Below are 15,257 nucleotides of genomic sequence, written 5' to 3'. Positions count from 1 at the left end.
CGCGTTCATGCCACCTGACGCCGACGCGCGCGCCCACCCCCTCCCGCTGATGTCGACCGCACCCGCCGACACAGGCCCGGACAGGCGCGCCCGCAGTTTCACGGCCCTGTTGGTGCGGCACTGGCGCGTGGTCGTCGTGCTGATGGTGTGCGCGTACTTTGTGGCGGGCACGTTCTGGCGCGCGCCGTGGAAAGCCGACGAACCGTACTCGTTCGGTGTGGTGCTCAACATCATTGAACGCGGCGATTGGGTCATCCCCAATGTCGCCTTCGAGCCCTTCGTCGAGAAGCCGCCGCTGATGTACTGGACTGGCGCACTGGCTGTGCTGGCCGTGCCGGATCTGCCGCCCCACGAAGCGGTACGTTTGGCCGCGCTGTTCTGGATGGCGCTGACCTGCCTAGCGGTCTGGCGCACCGCACGCCTGCTGCGCGGCGAGGCACGTGACTGGCGCATGCGCGTTGGGGCGCAACTGGCACGTGGGCGCCCCGGCCAGACACTGGCAGAACGCCGAATCGCTGGGCTGGATGCCGGTGGCGCGGCGTTGCGCGACTACGCACTGGGCGCACTGTTGCTGTTCGCCGGCTGTGTCGGGCTGGCCGAGCATGTCCACAAATTCATTGCCGACGTGCCGCAACTGGCCGGCACCGCCGTCGCACTGTATGGCTTGGTGCGCTATGTGAAGGCGAGCGAGGCGGGCGGCGTACACGGCGTCGACGTACTGCGTCCGGCCCTGTGGTTCGGCACGGGTATCGGCGTGGCATTCCTTGGCAAGGGCGTGCTTGTGCCGGGGCTGTTCGCGCTGACACTGTTGGCCGCAATGGCGCTGCTGCCGGACTTCCGCAATCGTCAGGCATGGCGCTTCTACGCGTTATCGCTGCTGGCGGCGCTGCCTTGGCTGATGATCTGGCCGGCCATCTTCTGGCATGAATCACCGGACCTGTTCATCGAATGGTTCTGGGTCAACAACCTTGGCCGCTTCTTCGGGTTTTCGCACCTGGGCGGTGAGAAGGGATCGCTCGTTACCACCATCCGCTCGATCCTGCTGACTGGCACGCCAGCGGTGTGGCCGGCGCTGGCGGTGCTGGGGATCTCGCTCTACAAACTGGTGCGCCAGCGCGGACGAGGTGCGCGGGCAGCTTGGCTGTTGCCATACCAGGGGCACCTGGTTGTGGCGCTGTTCGTGCTCGTGACGATTGCCGTGGTGCTGCGCTCGGCGGTGCTGCGCGATGTGTATCTGATGCCGCTGCAACCGGCGCTGGTTCTATTGGGTGCGCCGATGCTGCTGCTGATTCCGCCCGCATGGCGTGCGCGTGCCTGGGTGGTATCGGTCACGCTGTTCGGCATGCTTGGGCTCGTGGTCTGGGCCGTGTGGGCCACGCTCGTGACCAATGGCGGGCAGTCGCTGCCAGGCTGGCTGGCCAAGGCGCTGGGCCGGGTGTTACCGCTGCCGTACGACATGCTGCTGCATCCGATTGCGGTGCTGGCGGCAGCAAGCATCACGGCGCTGTGGGCGATCTGTGTGTGGCTGCGTCCGGCGCGTTCGGGCGTGGTGGCGTGGGCCGCAGGTCTTGGCATGGTGTGGGGCCTGCTCGGCACACTGCTGATGCCCTGGGTGGACGATGCCCGCAGCTACCGCCCCTTGTTCCAGGCGATCAAGCCGATGCTGGAATCCGCGCAGATCTGCGTGGCTACGCGCGGCATGGGCGAGAGCGAACGCGCATTGATGCACTACGAAACCGGCGTGCGCCCGGTCAAGTGGTTGCTAGGCCACAGTGGTGCCGGCGATGATCACCGCCCGAACCCGACCGCACGCACCTGCGACCTGATGCTGGTGCTCGAAAAAAGACCGGAGCACAGTCGACGCCGTCCACAGGGCGACAGCTGGGAAATGGTGTGGCGCGGCGGCCGCCCCGGCGACACCAACGAAACCTTCTCGCTTTTCCAACGCCGCAGCAATGGCGTATCCGAGACGCTGCCCTCGCCCGAGCCCATCGTCCCGCTGACCGACACACCCTATCGCGGCCACCGTTAGGCGGCAGCCGCTAAGCTCAATGCGCTACGCTGCCGTGTAGCGCGTTTTTCCCCTCTCGCCCCATGACGCCCTCCCTTCGCGTAGCGTTTGCCGGCACGCCTGAATTTGCGCAGATCGCCCTGGCGGCGATCCACCAGGCCGGCTTCCCCATCGTTGCCGTATTGAGCCAGCCGGATCGCCCGGCCGGGCGCGGCATGCAATTGCAAGCGAGTCCCGTCAAGCAATACGCCTTGTCGCATCTCGGGCAAGGGTTCGGGCCGATCCTGCAGCCGCCGTCGCTGCGCCGCACGGGCAAGTATCCGCAGGAAGCCGCCGACGCCATCGACGCACTGGCCGCGCAGCGCCCCGACGTGATGGTGGTGGCCGCTTACGGCCTGATCCTGCCGCAGGAAGTACTCGACCTGCCGCGCTTTGGCTGCATCAACATCCACGCCTCGCTGCTACCGCGCTGGCGGGGTGCGGCGCCCATCCACCGCGCTATCGAAGCCGGCGATGCGGAATCGGGCATCACGCTCATGCAGATGGATGCGGGCCTCGACACCGGCGACATGATCAGCATGGAACGCGTACCCATCGGCCTGGCGGACACGACGGGCACGCTGCACGATACGCTGGCCGCACTTGGCGGGCGCATGGTGGTGGAGGCACTGACCAGGCTGGCGCAAGACGGCCGCAAGCTGCCTGCCACGCCGCAACCTGCAGAGGGCGTGACCTACGCCGAGAAGATCGCCAAGGACGAAGCCGCGCTCGATTGGTCGCGCCAGTCTGCCGCACTGTTGCGCCAGGTACATGCGTTCAATCCGTTTCCGGGCGCATCGGCCACACTCGATGGCGTAACAATCAAATTCTGGCAGGCCGAAGCGCTGGCCGACAGGCCGGCCGATGCCGAGCCCGGCACGGTGCTCGCCGCCAACGCCGATGGCGTGACGATTGCCTGTGGCGCCGGCGCGCTGCGCGTGACACAGTTGCAGAAGCCGGGCGGCAAGCGCCTGCCCGCTCGCGAATTCCTGCAGGGCCTGGCGATCCAGCCGGGACAGCGCTTCGCCTCGCGCGCCTGAACCGCCACAATCATCCCAATCTATATAGAGAACGTAGAAAGGACATCGTCATGACCACGCTGGGCATCATCAACCTGCCGCTCTTCATGCTGGCGGTGTTCCTGCTGAATGTGACGCCGGGGCCGGACACGGCCTACATCGTCGGGCGCAGCGTGTCGCAGGGGCGTGTGGCGGGGCTGATGTCGGCGCTGGGGGTGTCGGCCGGATGCTGCGTGCACGTGCTGGCAGTGGCCTTCGGTTTGACGGCGCTGCTGGCGGCGTCTACCGTGGCCTTCACGGTGATCAAGGTGGTGGGGGCGGCCTACCTGATCTACCTGGGTGGCCGCATGCTGCTGGCACCGCCCGAGCGCGACGACACCCCCGCCAAGGCCGAAACTGCCGAGCAGGCCGCCGCTGCCAAGCGCCCACGCCCACTCAAGGCGCTGTTCATGCAGGGCTTTCTCACCAACGTGCTGAATCCAAAGGTGGTGCTGTTCTTCCTGTCGTTCTTCCCGCAGTTCGTCGATCCGCATGCCAGCCACAAGGCGGCAGCGTTCCTGGCGCTGGGTGTGGTGTTCATCGCCATGTCGACGGTATGGAACAGCATGGTCGCGTGGGTGGCCGCCAGCGTCACGCGCAGCGTGGCAGGCAAGCCCGGCATCAAGCGTTGGCTCGATCGCGTGGTGGGTACGGCGTTCATCGGGCTGGGTGCGCGGCTGGCGTTCACCACTCGTTGACGACGCAAGCATCATCTGCGGCAAAGTATCGCGCAAACATCGCACAAACCCTTGAATTTTCAGCGATTATCGCGATCTAAGAGTCTCATAAAACCCAAGACCCACAGGAGCCACGCCCCCATGTTCAACTGGATCAAGACCTTCATGCTGATGGCAGCGATCACCGCGCTGTTCATCGTCATCGGCGGCATGATCGGCGGACGCAGCGGGATGATGCTGGCGCTGCTGTTTGCGCTGGGCATGAATTTCTTCTCGTACTGGTTCTCCGACAAGATGGTCCTGCGCATGTACAACGCGCAGGAAGTCAACGAGACCAGCGCGCCGCAGTTCTATCGCATGGTGCAGGAGCTGGCGGGCCGCGCCGGCCTGCCGATGCCGCGCGTCTACCTGATCGACGAAGCCCAGCCCAACGCGTTCGCCACCGGCCGTAACCCCGAGCACGCAGCGGTGGCCGCCACCACCGGCATTCTCAACATCCTCTCCGAGCGCGAACTGCGCGGCGTGATGGCGCACGAGCTGGCACACGTGCAGCACCGCGACATCCTGATCTCCACCATCTCGGCCACCATGGCCGGTGCGATCTCGGCGCTGGCCAACTTTGCGGTGTTCTTCGGCGGGCGCGACAGCGAGGGCCGTCCGGCCAACCCGATCGCCGGGATTGCCGTGGCGATCCTTGCCCCGCTGGCAGCGGCGATGATCCAGATGGCGATTTCCCGCGCGCGTGAATTCGAAGCCGACCGCGGCGGCGCGCAGATCAGCGGCGACCCGCAGGCATTGGCGTCGGCGCTGGACAAGATCCACCGGTACGCCGCCGGCATTCCGTTTGCCGCTGCCGAGGCCCACCCGGCCACTGCGCAGATGATGATCATGAACCCGCTGCACGGCGGCGGCCTGGCCAACCTGTTCAGCACGCACCCGGCCACGGAAGAGCGCATCGCACGTCTGATGCAGATGGCGCAGACAGGGCAGTATCCGAGCTAAAGGCAGAGCAACCGAGCGCTTCCTTTATACTTCTGCTCTCCGCACGAGCCCGCCCATCGCGGGCTCGTTGCATTTGTATCGCCCCATCCCGACCCGCCTGATTTCCGCTGCTCCGATGCGTCTGCCGCCCGACTCTCTCGCCCACGCCTTGTCACTTGCCGCCGTTGCGATGGGCAAGCTGCGGCAGGGCACGGCGCTGCCGCAGGCCATCGACGCGGCTTGCCAGGGCCAGCCGGCGCCGGTGCGTGGTGCCGTACAGGATCTTGCCTACCGCGCCACGCGCTGGCTCGGCAGTACCGACTGGCTGATCCGCACGTTGATCCCGCGCCCACCGGCCGAAGGCGCCGCCAATCTGCTGCGCGTGGCACTCGCCCAGTTGCTGGATGATCCGCCACCGTATGCCCCTTTCACCGTAGTCGATCAGACGGTGCGCGCCGCCTCAGCCGACCCGAAGCTCGCGCATGGCAAGGGCATGATCAACGGCGTGCTGCGGCGCTTCCTGCGCGAACAAGGTGAACTCGTCGCGGCGATGCAGGCCGACCCGGTGGCCGCCACAAACTACCCGCAATGGTGGATCGACGCCGTGCGCAGCGCCTATCCCGATACATGGCAGGGCATCCTCGCTGCCGGCAACCGTCGCCCGCCGATGGTGCTGCGCGTGAACCCACGCCGCATTGCACTCGACGCCTACCTCGCCCAGCTGGAAGAAGCGGGCATCGATGCCGAGCGCATCGGCGAGCAGGCCGTGCGCCTGGCGCGCGCCGCCCCGGTGAACGAGCTTCCCGGCTTTACAGAAGGCGACGTCTCGGTGCAGGACGCCGGCGCGCAACTGGCTGCAGTACTGCTCGACGTGGCACCGGGCCAGCGCGTGCTGGACGCATGCGCCGCGCCCGGCGGCAAGACCGGCCATCTGCTGGAACTGGCCGACAACCTGGACGTGGTGGCACTCGAATCCGATGCCACACGCGCCGTGCGCATCAACGAGAATCTTGCGCGCCTATCCCAGACCGCTACCGTTTGCGTGGGCGATGCCGCCCAGCCCGGCACCTGGTGGGACGGCCGCCCGTTCGACCGCATCCTCGCCGACGTTCCGTGCTCGGCCGCCGGCATCGTGCGCCGCCATCCGGACATCCGCTGGCTGCGCCGGCCGGCCGATCTCAAGGCACTAGCCACCCTGCAGCGCGACATCGTGCACGCCCTGTGGGCATGCCTCGCGCCCGGTGGCAAGCTGGTTTATGTCACGTGTTCGATTTTCCCGACGGAGGGCGAAACGCAGGCCCGATGGTTTGAAAGCCATCTCGAAGATGCGATACGATTGCACGCGCCCGGCCAGTTGCTGCCCGTCGCGCCAGACACGGCGCAAACCGGCGGTTTCATCTCGGGTGTCTCGCCACTGCCGCTCGACCACGACGGCTTCTTTTACGCGGTGTTCCAGAAACGGCCCTGATGCGACGACCGTTGTGACTGTCTTCCTCCGCCCATCGCTCCAGTTGCTGCCCGCCCGATTCCGGCAGATGCTGCACCGGCTTGTCGTATTGGGCATGCTGTGCCTGCTGTGGCCGACAGCGCCGTCCGCACAAACCATCGAAGTCAACCGCGCCCAGCTGGAATATTCCGATGGTGGCTGGAACCTCACCGCCGATTTCGACTTTGATCTACCCAGCAACCTCGAAGACGCGGTCAACAAGGGCATCGCGCTGTATTTCCTCGTCGAGTTCGAGCTGATCCGCCCGCGTTGGTACTGGTTCGACGACCACGCTGTCAGTGCCACGCGCGTGGTACGCCTGTCGTATCACCCGCTGACGCGCCAGTACCGTGTATCGACTGGCGGCCTGCAAGTGCCATTCTCTCGCCTGAAAGACGCGGTCGACTTCATGCAGCACGTGCGCGGCTGGCGTGTGTTCGAACGCGGCGCCGTCAAGACTGGTGAGACCGTGCAGGCCCAGGTACGCATGCGCCTGGACGTGACGCAATTGCCCAAGCCATTCCAGATCAACGCCGTCAACACGCGCGACTGGAACCTCGCTTCCGAATGGAAGCAGTTCAACTTCCTGGTGCCGAACGAACCTGCATCGCCCCCGCCGGCGCCGCAGCCTGTGCCGCCAGTCTCTGCACCTGCTGCCAGCGCACCCACGTCGTCAACACCTGTGCCCGGCCTGTCACCCAATCCTGGCTGGGGCATGAGCGCCGGCCCCGGCAACGCAGGTTCGCTGCTGGCGCCCGCCAAATGATCTTCGATCGCAGCTACAAGCGACTCCTATATCAGGTGGTGGCGGGCACGATCGTCTTTCTGGCGATTGTGCTGGTGGGGCTGCTGGCCGCCGCCTCGGCCAACACCGAATTCTTCGACCGGTACTTCACGCTGCTCTACAAGGTCAACCTCGTCATCGGCGTGCTGCTGGTGGTGATCATCGGCGGGCTGATGCTGGCGCTGGCGCTGCGCGCACGGCGCGGCAAGTTCGGTACGCGGCTGATGACCAAGCTGGCCGTGTTCTTCGGCGTGGTGGGCGTGCTGCCGGGCGTGCTGATCTACCTGGTATCGCTGCAGTTCGTCTCGCGCAGTATCGAGTCGTGGTTCGACGTGAAGGTCGAATCGGCGCTGGAGGCGGGGCTGAACCTCGGTCGCACGACCATGGACAGCGCGCTGGCCGACCTGCAGAACAAGGGGCGACTGATTGCCGAGCAGGTGGGCGACGGTTCGGCCTCGGCCACCGCTATCACGCTCAACCGCCTGCGCGAACAGTTTGGCGTGCAGGAGGCGACCATCTTCACCGCCAGCGGCCGCGTGGTCGCCACCGCATCGAGCACCTACGACACGCTCGTACCGAGCCTGCCGGACCAGGCGATCCTGGAACAGGCGCGCGCGCCAGGCGGCTATGCCAGCCTTGAGGGTGGCAGCGACTCTGATGGCGATACCGGCCCCACGCCCTCCACACGCAGCAACAACCGTCACAACGATCTCTACCAATTGCGCGTCGTGGTAGCCCTGGGCACGGCCTCGCGCGAAGAATCCCCGCTCGGGTCAAGCTCGCCGGCGCGCAAATGGGCCGGCACGGGTCTGCTGGCCGACCGCCGAGCCGAAGACGGCAACAGCGGCACTTCGCGCGGCTTTGGCCTGATCGGCGAAACCGGCCGCGAAGAGCGCTTCCTGCAACTCGTGCAGCCGGTGCCGCAAGCGCTCGCCCGCAACGCCGATGCCGTGCAGCGCGCCTACCAGGAATATCAGGAGAAAGCGCTCGGCCGCACCGGCCTGCGCAAGATGTATATCGGCACGCTCACGCTGACGCTGTTCCTCGCCGTGTTCATTGCAGTGATGCTGGCACTGCTGCTGGGCGCGCAGCTGGCACGACCACTGCTAATGCTGCTGCAAGGCACACGTGAGGTCGCCGAAGGCGATCTCTCACCCAAGCGCGAGCTGCATACGCGCGACGAGCTCGGCGTGCTGACGCAGCAGTTCAACCAGATGACGCGCCAACTTGCCGACGCGCGCCGCGCTGTGGAGCAGAATCGCGCAGCACTCGAGCAATCGAAAGCCTATCTTGAGAGCGTGCTGACCAACCTGACCGCGGGCGTCTTCGTGTTCGACCATCGCTTTGTTTTGCTGACCGCCAACCCGGGTGCCGAGCGCATCTTCAAGCAGCCATTCGGCGCGTGGGTCGGGCAGGGGCTGGCCAGCATCGTGCCGCTGTCAGCCTTTGATCAGGTTGTCGAGCAGGCTTTCGCAGAGCAAGACGCGAGTACCGCAGCCGGCGGCGCTGCAGCGCACTGGCAAAAGCAGGTGGAGATTCCGCTTGAAGATGAAGACGAGCCGCTCACGCTGCTGGTACGCGGCACGCGGCTGCCGGGGCCATCGGTGGGTGCGCACGGCACGGAGCGCGGTTACGTGGTGGTGTTCGATGACATCTCCGACGTGATCTCGGCGCAGCGTTCGGTCGCATGGGGTGAAGTCGCGCGCCGTCTCGCGCACGAGATCAAGAACCCGCTCACGCCCATCCAGCTCTCGGCCGAGCGCCTGGAGATGAAGCTCTCGCCCAAGCTCACCGACGCCGATGCCGAAGTGCTGCGCCGTGGCGCCACCACCATCGTCAACCAGGTCGCGGCGATGAAGCGTATGGTGGACGACTTCCGCGACTACGCGCGCACACCGCCAGCCGTGCTGCAGGATCTGGACCTCAACGGGCTTGCCTCCGAAGTGCTGCACCTGTACGGCATCGATCACCCAAGCCAGCACGATCACCCGGTCATCGAGGTCAAGTTGGGCGAGGGATTGCCGTTGATCAAGGGCGACCCAACGCAGTTGCGTCAGGTCATCCACAACCTGCTGCAGAACGCGCAGGACGCGGTGGCCGAGAACGAAAGCGCCGGAAGACCTGCCGCACATGTCATGTTGCAAACTGACACGGTAGAATACGACGACGCCTCGGGCGCGCGGCGGCAAGCCGTGCGGCTTGCGATCGCGGACAACGGCAGTGGGTTCTCATCCCGCATCCTCAGCCGCGCCTTCGAGCCGTACGTCACGACCAAATCCAAGGGCACAGGATTGGGCTTGGCCATGGTGAAGAAGATCATGGACGAGCACGGGGCGCGCATCGAATTGCGCAACCGCCAATCGGGTCAATCGGGCACCGACACCGTCGGCGCCCAGGTTTCCATACTGTTCGTAAAACTTGCCTGACGCGGACGGCAATCCCGCCGCACATAGAGGAAAAGCATGGCCACCATCCTCGTTGTCGACGACGAAATGGGTATACGGGAGTTGCTCTCCGAAATCCTCGGAGACGAAGGGCACGTTGTCGAAGTCGCCGAGAACGCGCAGCGCGCGCGCGAGCACCGCGCAAATGCAACGCCCGATCTCGTCCTGCTCGATATCTGGATGCCAGATACCGACGGCGTCACGCTGCTCAAAGAGTGGGCATCGCAGGGCCTGCTGACCATGCCCGTCATCATGATGTCGGGCCACGCAACCATCGACACTGCGGTGGAAGCGACCAAGATCGGCGCGCTGAATTTCCTTGAGAAGCCCATCGCGCTACAGAAGCTGCTGACCGCAGTGGAGCAGGGCCTGTCGCGCAGCAAGGAGAAACCGCGCGCGGCTTCCCCGTTGGCAGCGCCGACTGCGGGCGTGACTGGCGCCGCACCGAATGCCGCAATTGCGGGTGCACCAGCCACGATCGACCGCGCCGACGTCAACGGCGCACCGGTGCGCGCAGCCGAGGGCGGCGGCATGCAGTTCTCCTTTGACATGCCGCTGCGCGAAGCACGCGACCTGTTCGAGCGCGCCTACTTTGAATACCACCTGCAGCGCGAAGGCGGCAGCATGACCCGCGTGGCCGAGAAAACTGGCCTGGAGCGCACGCACCTGTACCGCAAGCTCAAGCAATTGGGCGTCGAGCTCTCACGCAACAAGGGCGAGCCGACCACCTGATTCGATCGCTTTCTTTTTCAACAGGGCTTGACGACAGGGGGCAAACCCTGCCATACTCGCCTTTCTGTTCTGGCCCGGTAGCTCAGTTGGTAGAGCAGCGGATTGAAAATCCGCGTGTCGGTGGTTCGATTCCGCCCCAGGCCACCAAAATTCTTCGCTCCGCAAGTTGCATCGATTCTGCGGAGCAACAAAAAAGACCTCTCAACGAGGTCTTTTTTTATTTCCGGGCGAGTCTTCCTAAGACCCTCCAGTTGCCGGAACACCGCGCCAGCCGCAGATCTGTGACGGAACGTCGCAGACACAAAAATTGTTCCAGAATCTCTTGACGCGCCGCAGCTTAGGGTATACCTAACGCCGCAAACTGCGCCAAACTGTCGCAGGTCTCGGTATAGTGACTCAACGCTATCAAACGGCAGGCACAAGGAGATTCTCCATGGCACTCGTTGGCACCGGTCACCACCACTTCCATTTCCACGCTTTCGACGGCATCAGCCGCAAGACGCGGTTGACGTGGTTGCGCAATGCCGCAGCGCTAACTTGCCTGATGGCGCTGATCGCGACCATGTGGGTTGGCGGCAATCTGTCGGCCCTGATGCATACGCCGATCCTGAATGGCGTGACCCCGCTGGTCGCCGTGATGACCCTGGCGTGCTCGTTCATGGCAGTGAGCCTGCTGGGCCTCATCGCTGCCGGGTTCTTCCAGTTCCGCATGGAACAGCTCGACGCCCCGGCAACCTGAGCATCACATTCATCACATTCTGAACGGAGGCTTCGGCCTCCGTTTTTGTTTGCCCGCCACGGCCGCACCTTTTTAGGTGTGGCCGCTTTGCTTTCTGGACCACCCCGGGGGTGATCCCGATATTGACCCATTTGTTTCAATTCTGTAGTTTACGAAACAGTTGAATCAATATCGTGATGCCGATGACCTTCGATGGCCTCATGCAGACGTTGCGCGAACGCGCAGCAGATCTGTCACCACAGTTGCAGCGTGCCGCCATGCTGCTGGAGACCCACCAGCGCGACATCGCCCTGCTTTCCATGCGCGATCTGGCGCGGCGCTGCGATCTGCCACCCGCCACGTTCTCCCGCCTCGCACGGGCGCTGGGCTTTGAAGACTTTGCCGCGCTGCGTGACATCTGCGTAAACCACCTGCGCCAGCAGGCAGACGGTTTTGCCGGCCGGGCCAGCGCGCTGCAGGGTACCGATGCGGCAGGGGCATCGGATGCCGAACGCATCGGCACCGCCATCAGTGCACACGTGCAATCGGCGTTCTCGCCAGCCAACCTGGACGCGCTGGAAACCGCCGCCGGCGCCTTGTGTTCGGCTCGCCGCGTCTACCTGCTCGGCGCGCGCAGTTGCCTCGCGCTCACGCACGCGTTCGGCTACGCCGCGCAGCTGTTCGACGATAAGGTCACGCTGTGCAGCGGCGCCGGCAATACCCTGGCCGATCCGCTGCGTTTCTGCAGCGAAGGCGATGTCGTCATCGCGGTGACGTTCGACCCGTACACGCGCGAGGTGATCGAGGCGATGCAGTACGCGCATGCGCGCGGCGCGCGCCTCATCTATGTGACCGACAGCGCGATCGCGCCCGGCGCCGAGCTTGCGTGGCAGCAGTTGGTCGCGCCGGTGGCGATTCCGTCGTTCTTCCATTCGCTGGCCGCGCCGCTGGCGCTGCTCGATGCGCTGCTGATGACGTGGTTCCGCCACGCCGGCCCGACCGCACTCGCACACCTGGCCGACAGCGACGCCCAACTCAAACAGCAACAAGCCTACGTGCGCAGCGCTCGCCGCAGTGAAGCGGCCGTCGCGCATCCCGCACCCGTGGCCCCCACTCCACGCTGACTCGCCCCGACCGACCATGACACCGTCCACCACTTCCGTCTTCCACCGCGACCCGCGCAAAACACTGCCCACCGCCGTCGGCGGCGAAGGCATGACCCTCATCGACTCCAACGGCAAGCGCTACCTGGATGCTTGCGGCGGCGCGGCCGTCTCGTGCCTCGGCCACGGGCATCCGCGTGTGGTTGAGGCCATCTGCAAGCAAGTGCGGGCGCTGGCCTATGCGCATACGTCGTTCTTCACGACAGATGTGGCGGAGGCGTTGGCTGCGCGCCTGACCGCAGCAGCGCCAGGCGATCTGGACCACGTGTATTTCGTTTCCGGTGGCTCCGAAGCCATCGAGGCGGCGCTCAAGCTGGCGCGCCAGTACTTTGTCGAGATCGGCCAACCGCAGCGCCAGTACTTCATCGCGCGGCGTCAGAGCTATCACGGCAACACGCTCGGTGCGCTGGCGATCGGCGGCAACGCATGGCGTCGGGAGCCCTTCCTGCCGCTGCTGGTGCCCGCGCATCACGTATCGCCATGCTTCGCCTACCGCGAGCGCCTCGGCGGTGAGACCGACGCGCAATACGTGCAGCGCCTGGCCGATGAACTGGACGCGAAGATCGTCGAGCTGGGCGCTGAAAACGTCGCCGCGTTTGTCGCCGAGACGGTGGTCGGTGCCACGGCCGGCGCGGTGCCACCGGTGGCCGACTATTTCCGTCGCATCCGCGCGGTGTGTGACCGTCACGGCGTGCTGTTGCTGCTCGACGAGGTCATGTCCGGCATGGGCCGCACGGGCTATCTCTTTGCCTACGAGGAAGACGGTGTGGTGCCCGACATGGTTGCCATTGCCAAGGGCCTGGGCGGCGGGTATCAGCCGATCGGCGCGACGCTGGTGAGCCGCCGCATCTATGACGCCATCACCCGTGGCAGCGGATTCTTCCAGCACGGTCACACCTACATCGGCCACGCCACGGCATGTGCGGCCGCACTGGAAGTGCAGAAGGTGATTGCCGAAGAAAACCTGCTCGCCAACGTGCAGGCGCGCGGCGAGCAATTGCGCACCGCGCTGCGCGCGCGCTTTGCCGACCATGCACACGTGGGCGATGTGCGTGGCCGCGGGCTGTTCGTTGGCGTGGAGCTGGTTGCCGACCGGGCCACCAAGGCACCGCTGCCGCCCGCGCACAAGACGCACGCACGCGTGAAGGCCGAAGCCATGCAACGCGGCCTGATGGTCTATCCGATGGGCGGCACGATCGACGGCCAGCGCGGCGACCACATCCTGCTCGCGCCGCCGTTCATCGCCACCGCGCAGGACATCGACGCCATCGTCGAACGCCTGGGCGATGCCGTTGACGCCGCCACCGCCAACGCACCGGAGGCCGTGTGGTGAGCCAAGCGAGCCAGCCCATCGCCATCGCCGTTGCACCCAATGGTGCGCGCAAGACGCACGTCGATCACCCCGCGCTGCCGATCACACCCGACGAACTGGCCGCCTGCGCACGCCAGTGTGTCGAGGCCGGCGCCGCCATGCTGCATCTGCATGTGCGCCGCCCCGATGGTACGCACAGCCTGGAGCCCGACCATTACCGCCCGGCCATCGCCGCCGTGCAGCAGGCGGTGGGGGATGCGCTGGTCCTCCAGATCACGACGGAGGCGGTCGGCATCTACACGCCGGAACAACAGATGGCATCGGTACGCGCGCTGCAGCCGGAGGCGATCTCCGCCGCGCTGCGCGAACTGGTCCCGGATGCGGCGCACGAAGCAGAAGCCGCGCGCTTCTTTGGCGAGCTTGCCGCGGCGCGCACAGCCATCCAGTACATCCTGTATTCCGCCGACGACGTGATGCGCTACCGCGACCTGCGTGCGCGCGGTGTTTTACCCGAGACACCGCACTGGGTGCTGTTCGTGCTCGGCCGCTACTCGGCTGGGCAGCGCTCGGATCCGTCGGATCTGCTGCCCTTCCTGCGGGCCTGGTCGGACGCTGGCGAGGTCACGGCCAACGTGCCGTGGGCGATGTGTGCATTCGGCCCGCGTGAAGCCGACTGCGCGCTCACCGCAGCACTGCTCGGTGGCCATGCCCGCCTGGGCTTCGAGAACAACATGATGCTGCCCGACGGCAGCACCGCGCCCGACAACGCGGCACTCATCACCAACCTGCGAGGCCACCTCGACGCACTGCATCGCCCGCTGGCCAGTGCTGCGGAGCTGCGCGCCTGGTTCGGCCGCTAGGTCTATTCCGCATTCATCACCACGAAACCACCGACCAGACGGCCACCTACAAGGCCGCGTCACACAACCATTGGAGGAAGTATGCGTTTGACCACCCGCTGTATCCGATCCATCCCGCTGGCGCTGGCCAGCCTGTTCGCTGTTGGCGCACAGGCGCAGGCGCTCGACGGCACGCTCAAGAAAATCCAGGACAGCAACACCATCCTGATCGGCGTGCGCGAATCGTCGATTCCGTTTTCGTACCGCGACAGTCAGAACAAGATCATCGGTTTCTCGGCGGACCTGTGCTCGCGCGTGATCGACGCGGTCAAGCAAAAGACCGGCAAGCCAGGCCTGCAGGTGATGCAGATTCCTGTGACTTCGCAGAACCGCACGTCGCTGGTGCAGAACGGCTCGGTGGATCTGGAGTGCGGCGTCACTACGCACCTGAAATCACGCGAGCAGCAGACGGCGTTCTCGACCACCTTTTTCATCGCCGGCACGCGCCTGCTAACAGGTGTGAACTCGGGCGTGAAGGACTTTCCGGACCTGGCGGGCAAGTCGGTCATCACCAACGCGGGCACCACGTCGGAGCGCATCCTGCGCAAGATGAACGACGAGAAGAAGATGGACATGACCGTCATCAGCGGCAAGGACTATGGCGAATCCTTCCTCACGCTGCAGAGCGGCCGCGTGGCGGCGTTCATGATGGATGACGTGCTGCTGGCCGGCGCCCGCACGCTGGCGCAGAAGCCCGCCGACTGGGTCGTGACCGGCACACCGCAGTCGTTCGAGGCCTACGGCTTCATGCTGCGCAAGGACGATCCTCAGTTCAAGAAGCTGGTGGACGACACGATGACAGGCGTGATGAAGAGCGGCGAGATCAACACGCTCTATGCCAAGTGGTTTGAGAAACCGGTGCCGCCCAAGAGCCTGAACTTCAACTTCAAGATGAGCGATCAGTTGAAGGCGCTGTACGCTAACCCGAACGACACGCCGTTCGAGTAAGCGGG

At 65.4% G+C, this 15,257-nt stretch carries 13 protein-coding genes and 1 tRNA gene; all 14 read left to right on the top strand.

All coding sequences use genetic code 11. From position 1 onward, the window contains the following. Positions 1 to 7: 7 nt before the first annotated feature. The 14 genes from R2N11_RS20680 to R2N11_RS20615 all read left to right on the top strand — a co-directional run bounded on the left by R2N11_RS20680 (position 8) and on the right by R2N11_RS20615 (position 15,252). Positions 8 to 2,032, top strand: coding sequence for a glycosyltransferase family 39 protein (locus R2N11_RS20680; protein WP_316682222.1), 2,025 nt, complete (start codon positions 8 to 10; stop codon positions 2,030 to 2,032). A gap of 62 nt (positions 2,033 to 2,094) precedes the next feature. Next, the gene (fmt, locus tag R2N11_RS20675) at positions 2,095 to 3,090 is read left to right on the top strand and encodes a methionyl-tRNA formyltransferase (protein WP_316682221.1); all 996 of its coding nucleotides are present in this window, start codon (positions 2,095 to 2,097) and stop codon (positions 3,088 to 3,090) included. A 50-nt stretch (positions 3,091 to 3,140) separates the two neighbouring features. Next, entirely contained in the window at positions 3,141 to 3,806 is a 666-nt protein-coding gene (locus tag R2N11_RS20670) for a LysE family translocator (RefSeq protein ID WP_199033046.1), read from the top strand. A gap of 120 nt (positions 3,807 to 3,926) precedes the next feature. Continuing rightward, on the top strand, positions 3,927 to 4,787 hold the full coding sequence (htpX, locus tag R2N11_RS20665) for a zinc metalloprotease HtpX (protein WP_199033045.1): 861 nt from the start codon (positions 3,927 to 3,929) through the stop codon (positions 4,785 to 4,787). Positions 4,788 to 4,902: 115 nt separating this feature from the next. Continuing rightward, entirely contained in the window at positions 4,903 to 6,234 is a 1,332-nt protein-coding gene (gene rsmB, locus R2N11_RS20660) for a 16S rRNA (cytosine(967)-C(5))-methyltransferase RsmB (RefSeq protein WP_316682220.1), read from the top strand. A 13-nt stretch (positions 6,235 to 6,247) separates the two neighbouring features. Next, entirely contained in the window at positions 6,248 to 7,018 is a 771-nt protein-coding gene (locus R2N11_RS20655; protein WP_199033044.1) for a DUF4390 domain-containing protein, read from the top strand. Beyond that, positions 7,015 to 9,462 carry an ATP-binding protein gene (locus tag R2N11_RS20650; RefSeq protein WP_316682219.1) on the top strand — a complete coding sequence of 816 codons (2,448 nt, stop codon included), beginning with the start codon at positions 7,015 to 7,017 and terminating at the stop codon, positions 9,460 to 9,462. The genes R2N11_RS20655 and R2N11_RS20650 overlap by 4 nt, the downstream gene beginning before the upstream one ends. Before the next feature lie 36 nt (positions 9,463 to 9,498). Beyond that, the gene (locus R2N11_RS20645) at positions 9,499 to 10,212 is read left to right on the top strand and encodes a response regulator (protein ID WP_199032859.1); all 714 of its coding nucleotides are present in this window, start codon (positions 9,499 to 9,501) and stop codon (positions 10,210 to 10,212) included. 71 nt (positions 10,213 to 10,283) lie between these two features. Next, a tRNA-Phe gene (locus R2N11_RS20640) sits at positions 10,284 to 10,359 on the top strand. 286 nt (positions 10,360 to 10,645) lie between these two features. Next, positions 10,646 to 10,951 carry a hypothetical protein gene (locus R2N11_RS20635; protein ID WP_039597220.1) on the top strand — a complete coding sequence of 102 codons (306 nt, stop codon included), beginning with the start codon at positions 10,646 to 10,648 and terminating at the stop codon, positions 10,949 to 10,951. Between the two features lie 182 nt (positions 10,952 to 11,133). Next, entirely contained in the window at positions 11,134 to 12,054 is a 921-nt protein-coding gene (locus tag R2N11_RS20630) for a MurR/RpiR family transcriptional regulator (RefSeq protein WP_316682218.1), read from the top strand. Positions 12,055 to 12,070: 16 nt separating this feature from the next. After that, the gene (locus tag R2N11_RS20625; RefSeq protein ID WP_199032856.1) at positions 12,071 to 13,426 is read left to right on the top strand and encodes an aspartate aminotransferase family protein; all 1,356 of its coding nucleotides are present in this window, start codon (positions 12,071 to 12,073) and stop codon (positions 13,424 to 13,426) included. Further along, positions 13,423 to 14,265 carry a beta-keto acid cleavage family enzyme gene (locus tag R2N11_RS20620; protein ID WP_199032855.1) on the top strand — a complete coding sequence of 281 codons (843 nt, stop codon included), beginning with the start codon at positions 13,423 to 13,425 and terminating at the stop codon, positions 14,263 to 14,265. Before R2N11_RS20625 ends, R2N11_RS20620 begins: the two co-directional genes overlap by 4 nt. 81 nt (positions 14,266 to 14,346) lie before the next feature. Beyond that, positions 14,347 to 15,252 carry a glutamate/aspartate ABC transporter substrate-binding protein gene (locus R2N11_RS20615; RefSeq protein WP_316682217.1) on the top strand — a complete coding sequence of 302 codons (906 nt, stop codon included), beginning with the start codon at positions 14,347 to 14,349 and terminating at the stop codon, positions 15,250 to 15,252. Positions 15,253 to 15,257: the final 5 nt, after the last annotated feature.

It is taken from the genome of Ralstonia flaminis (genome assembly GCF_958415495.1).
GTDB classification, from domain to species: domain Bacteria; phylum Pseudomonadota; class Gammaproteobacteria; order Burkholderiales; family Burkholderiaceae; genus Ralstonia; species Ralstonia flaminis.
This window is presented reverse-complemented; position numbering and strand designations above follow the sequence as displayed.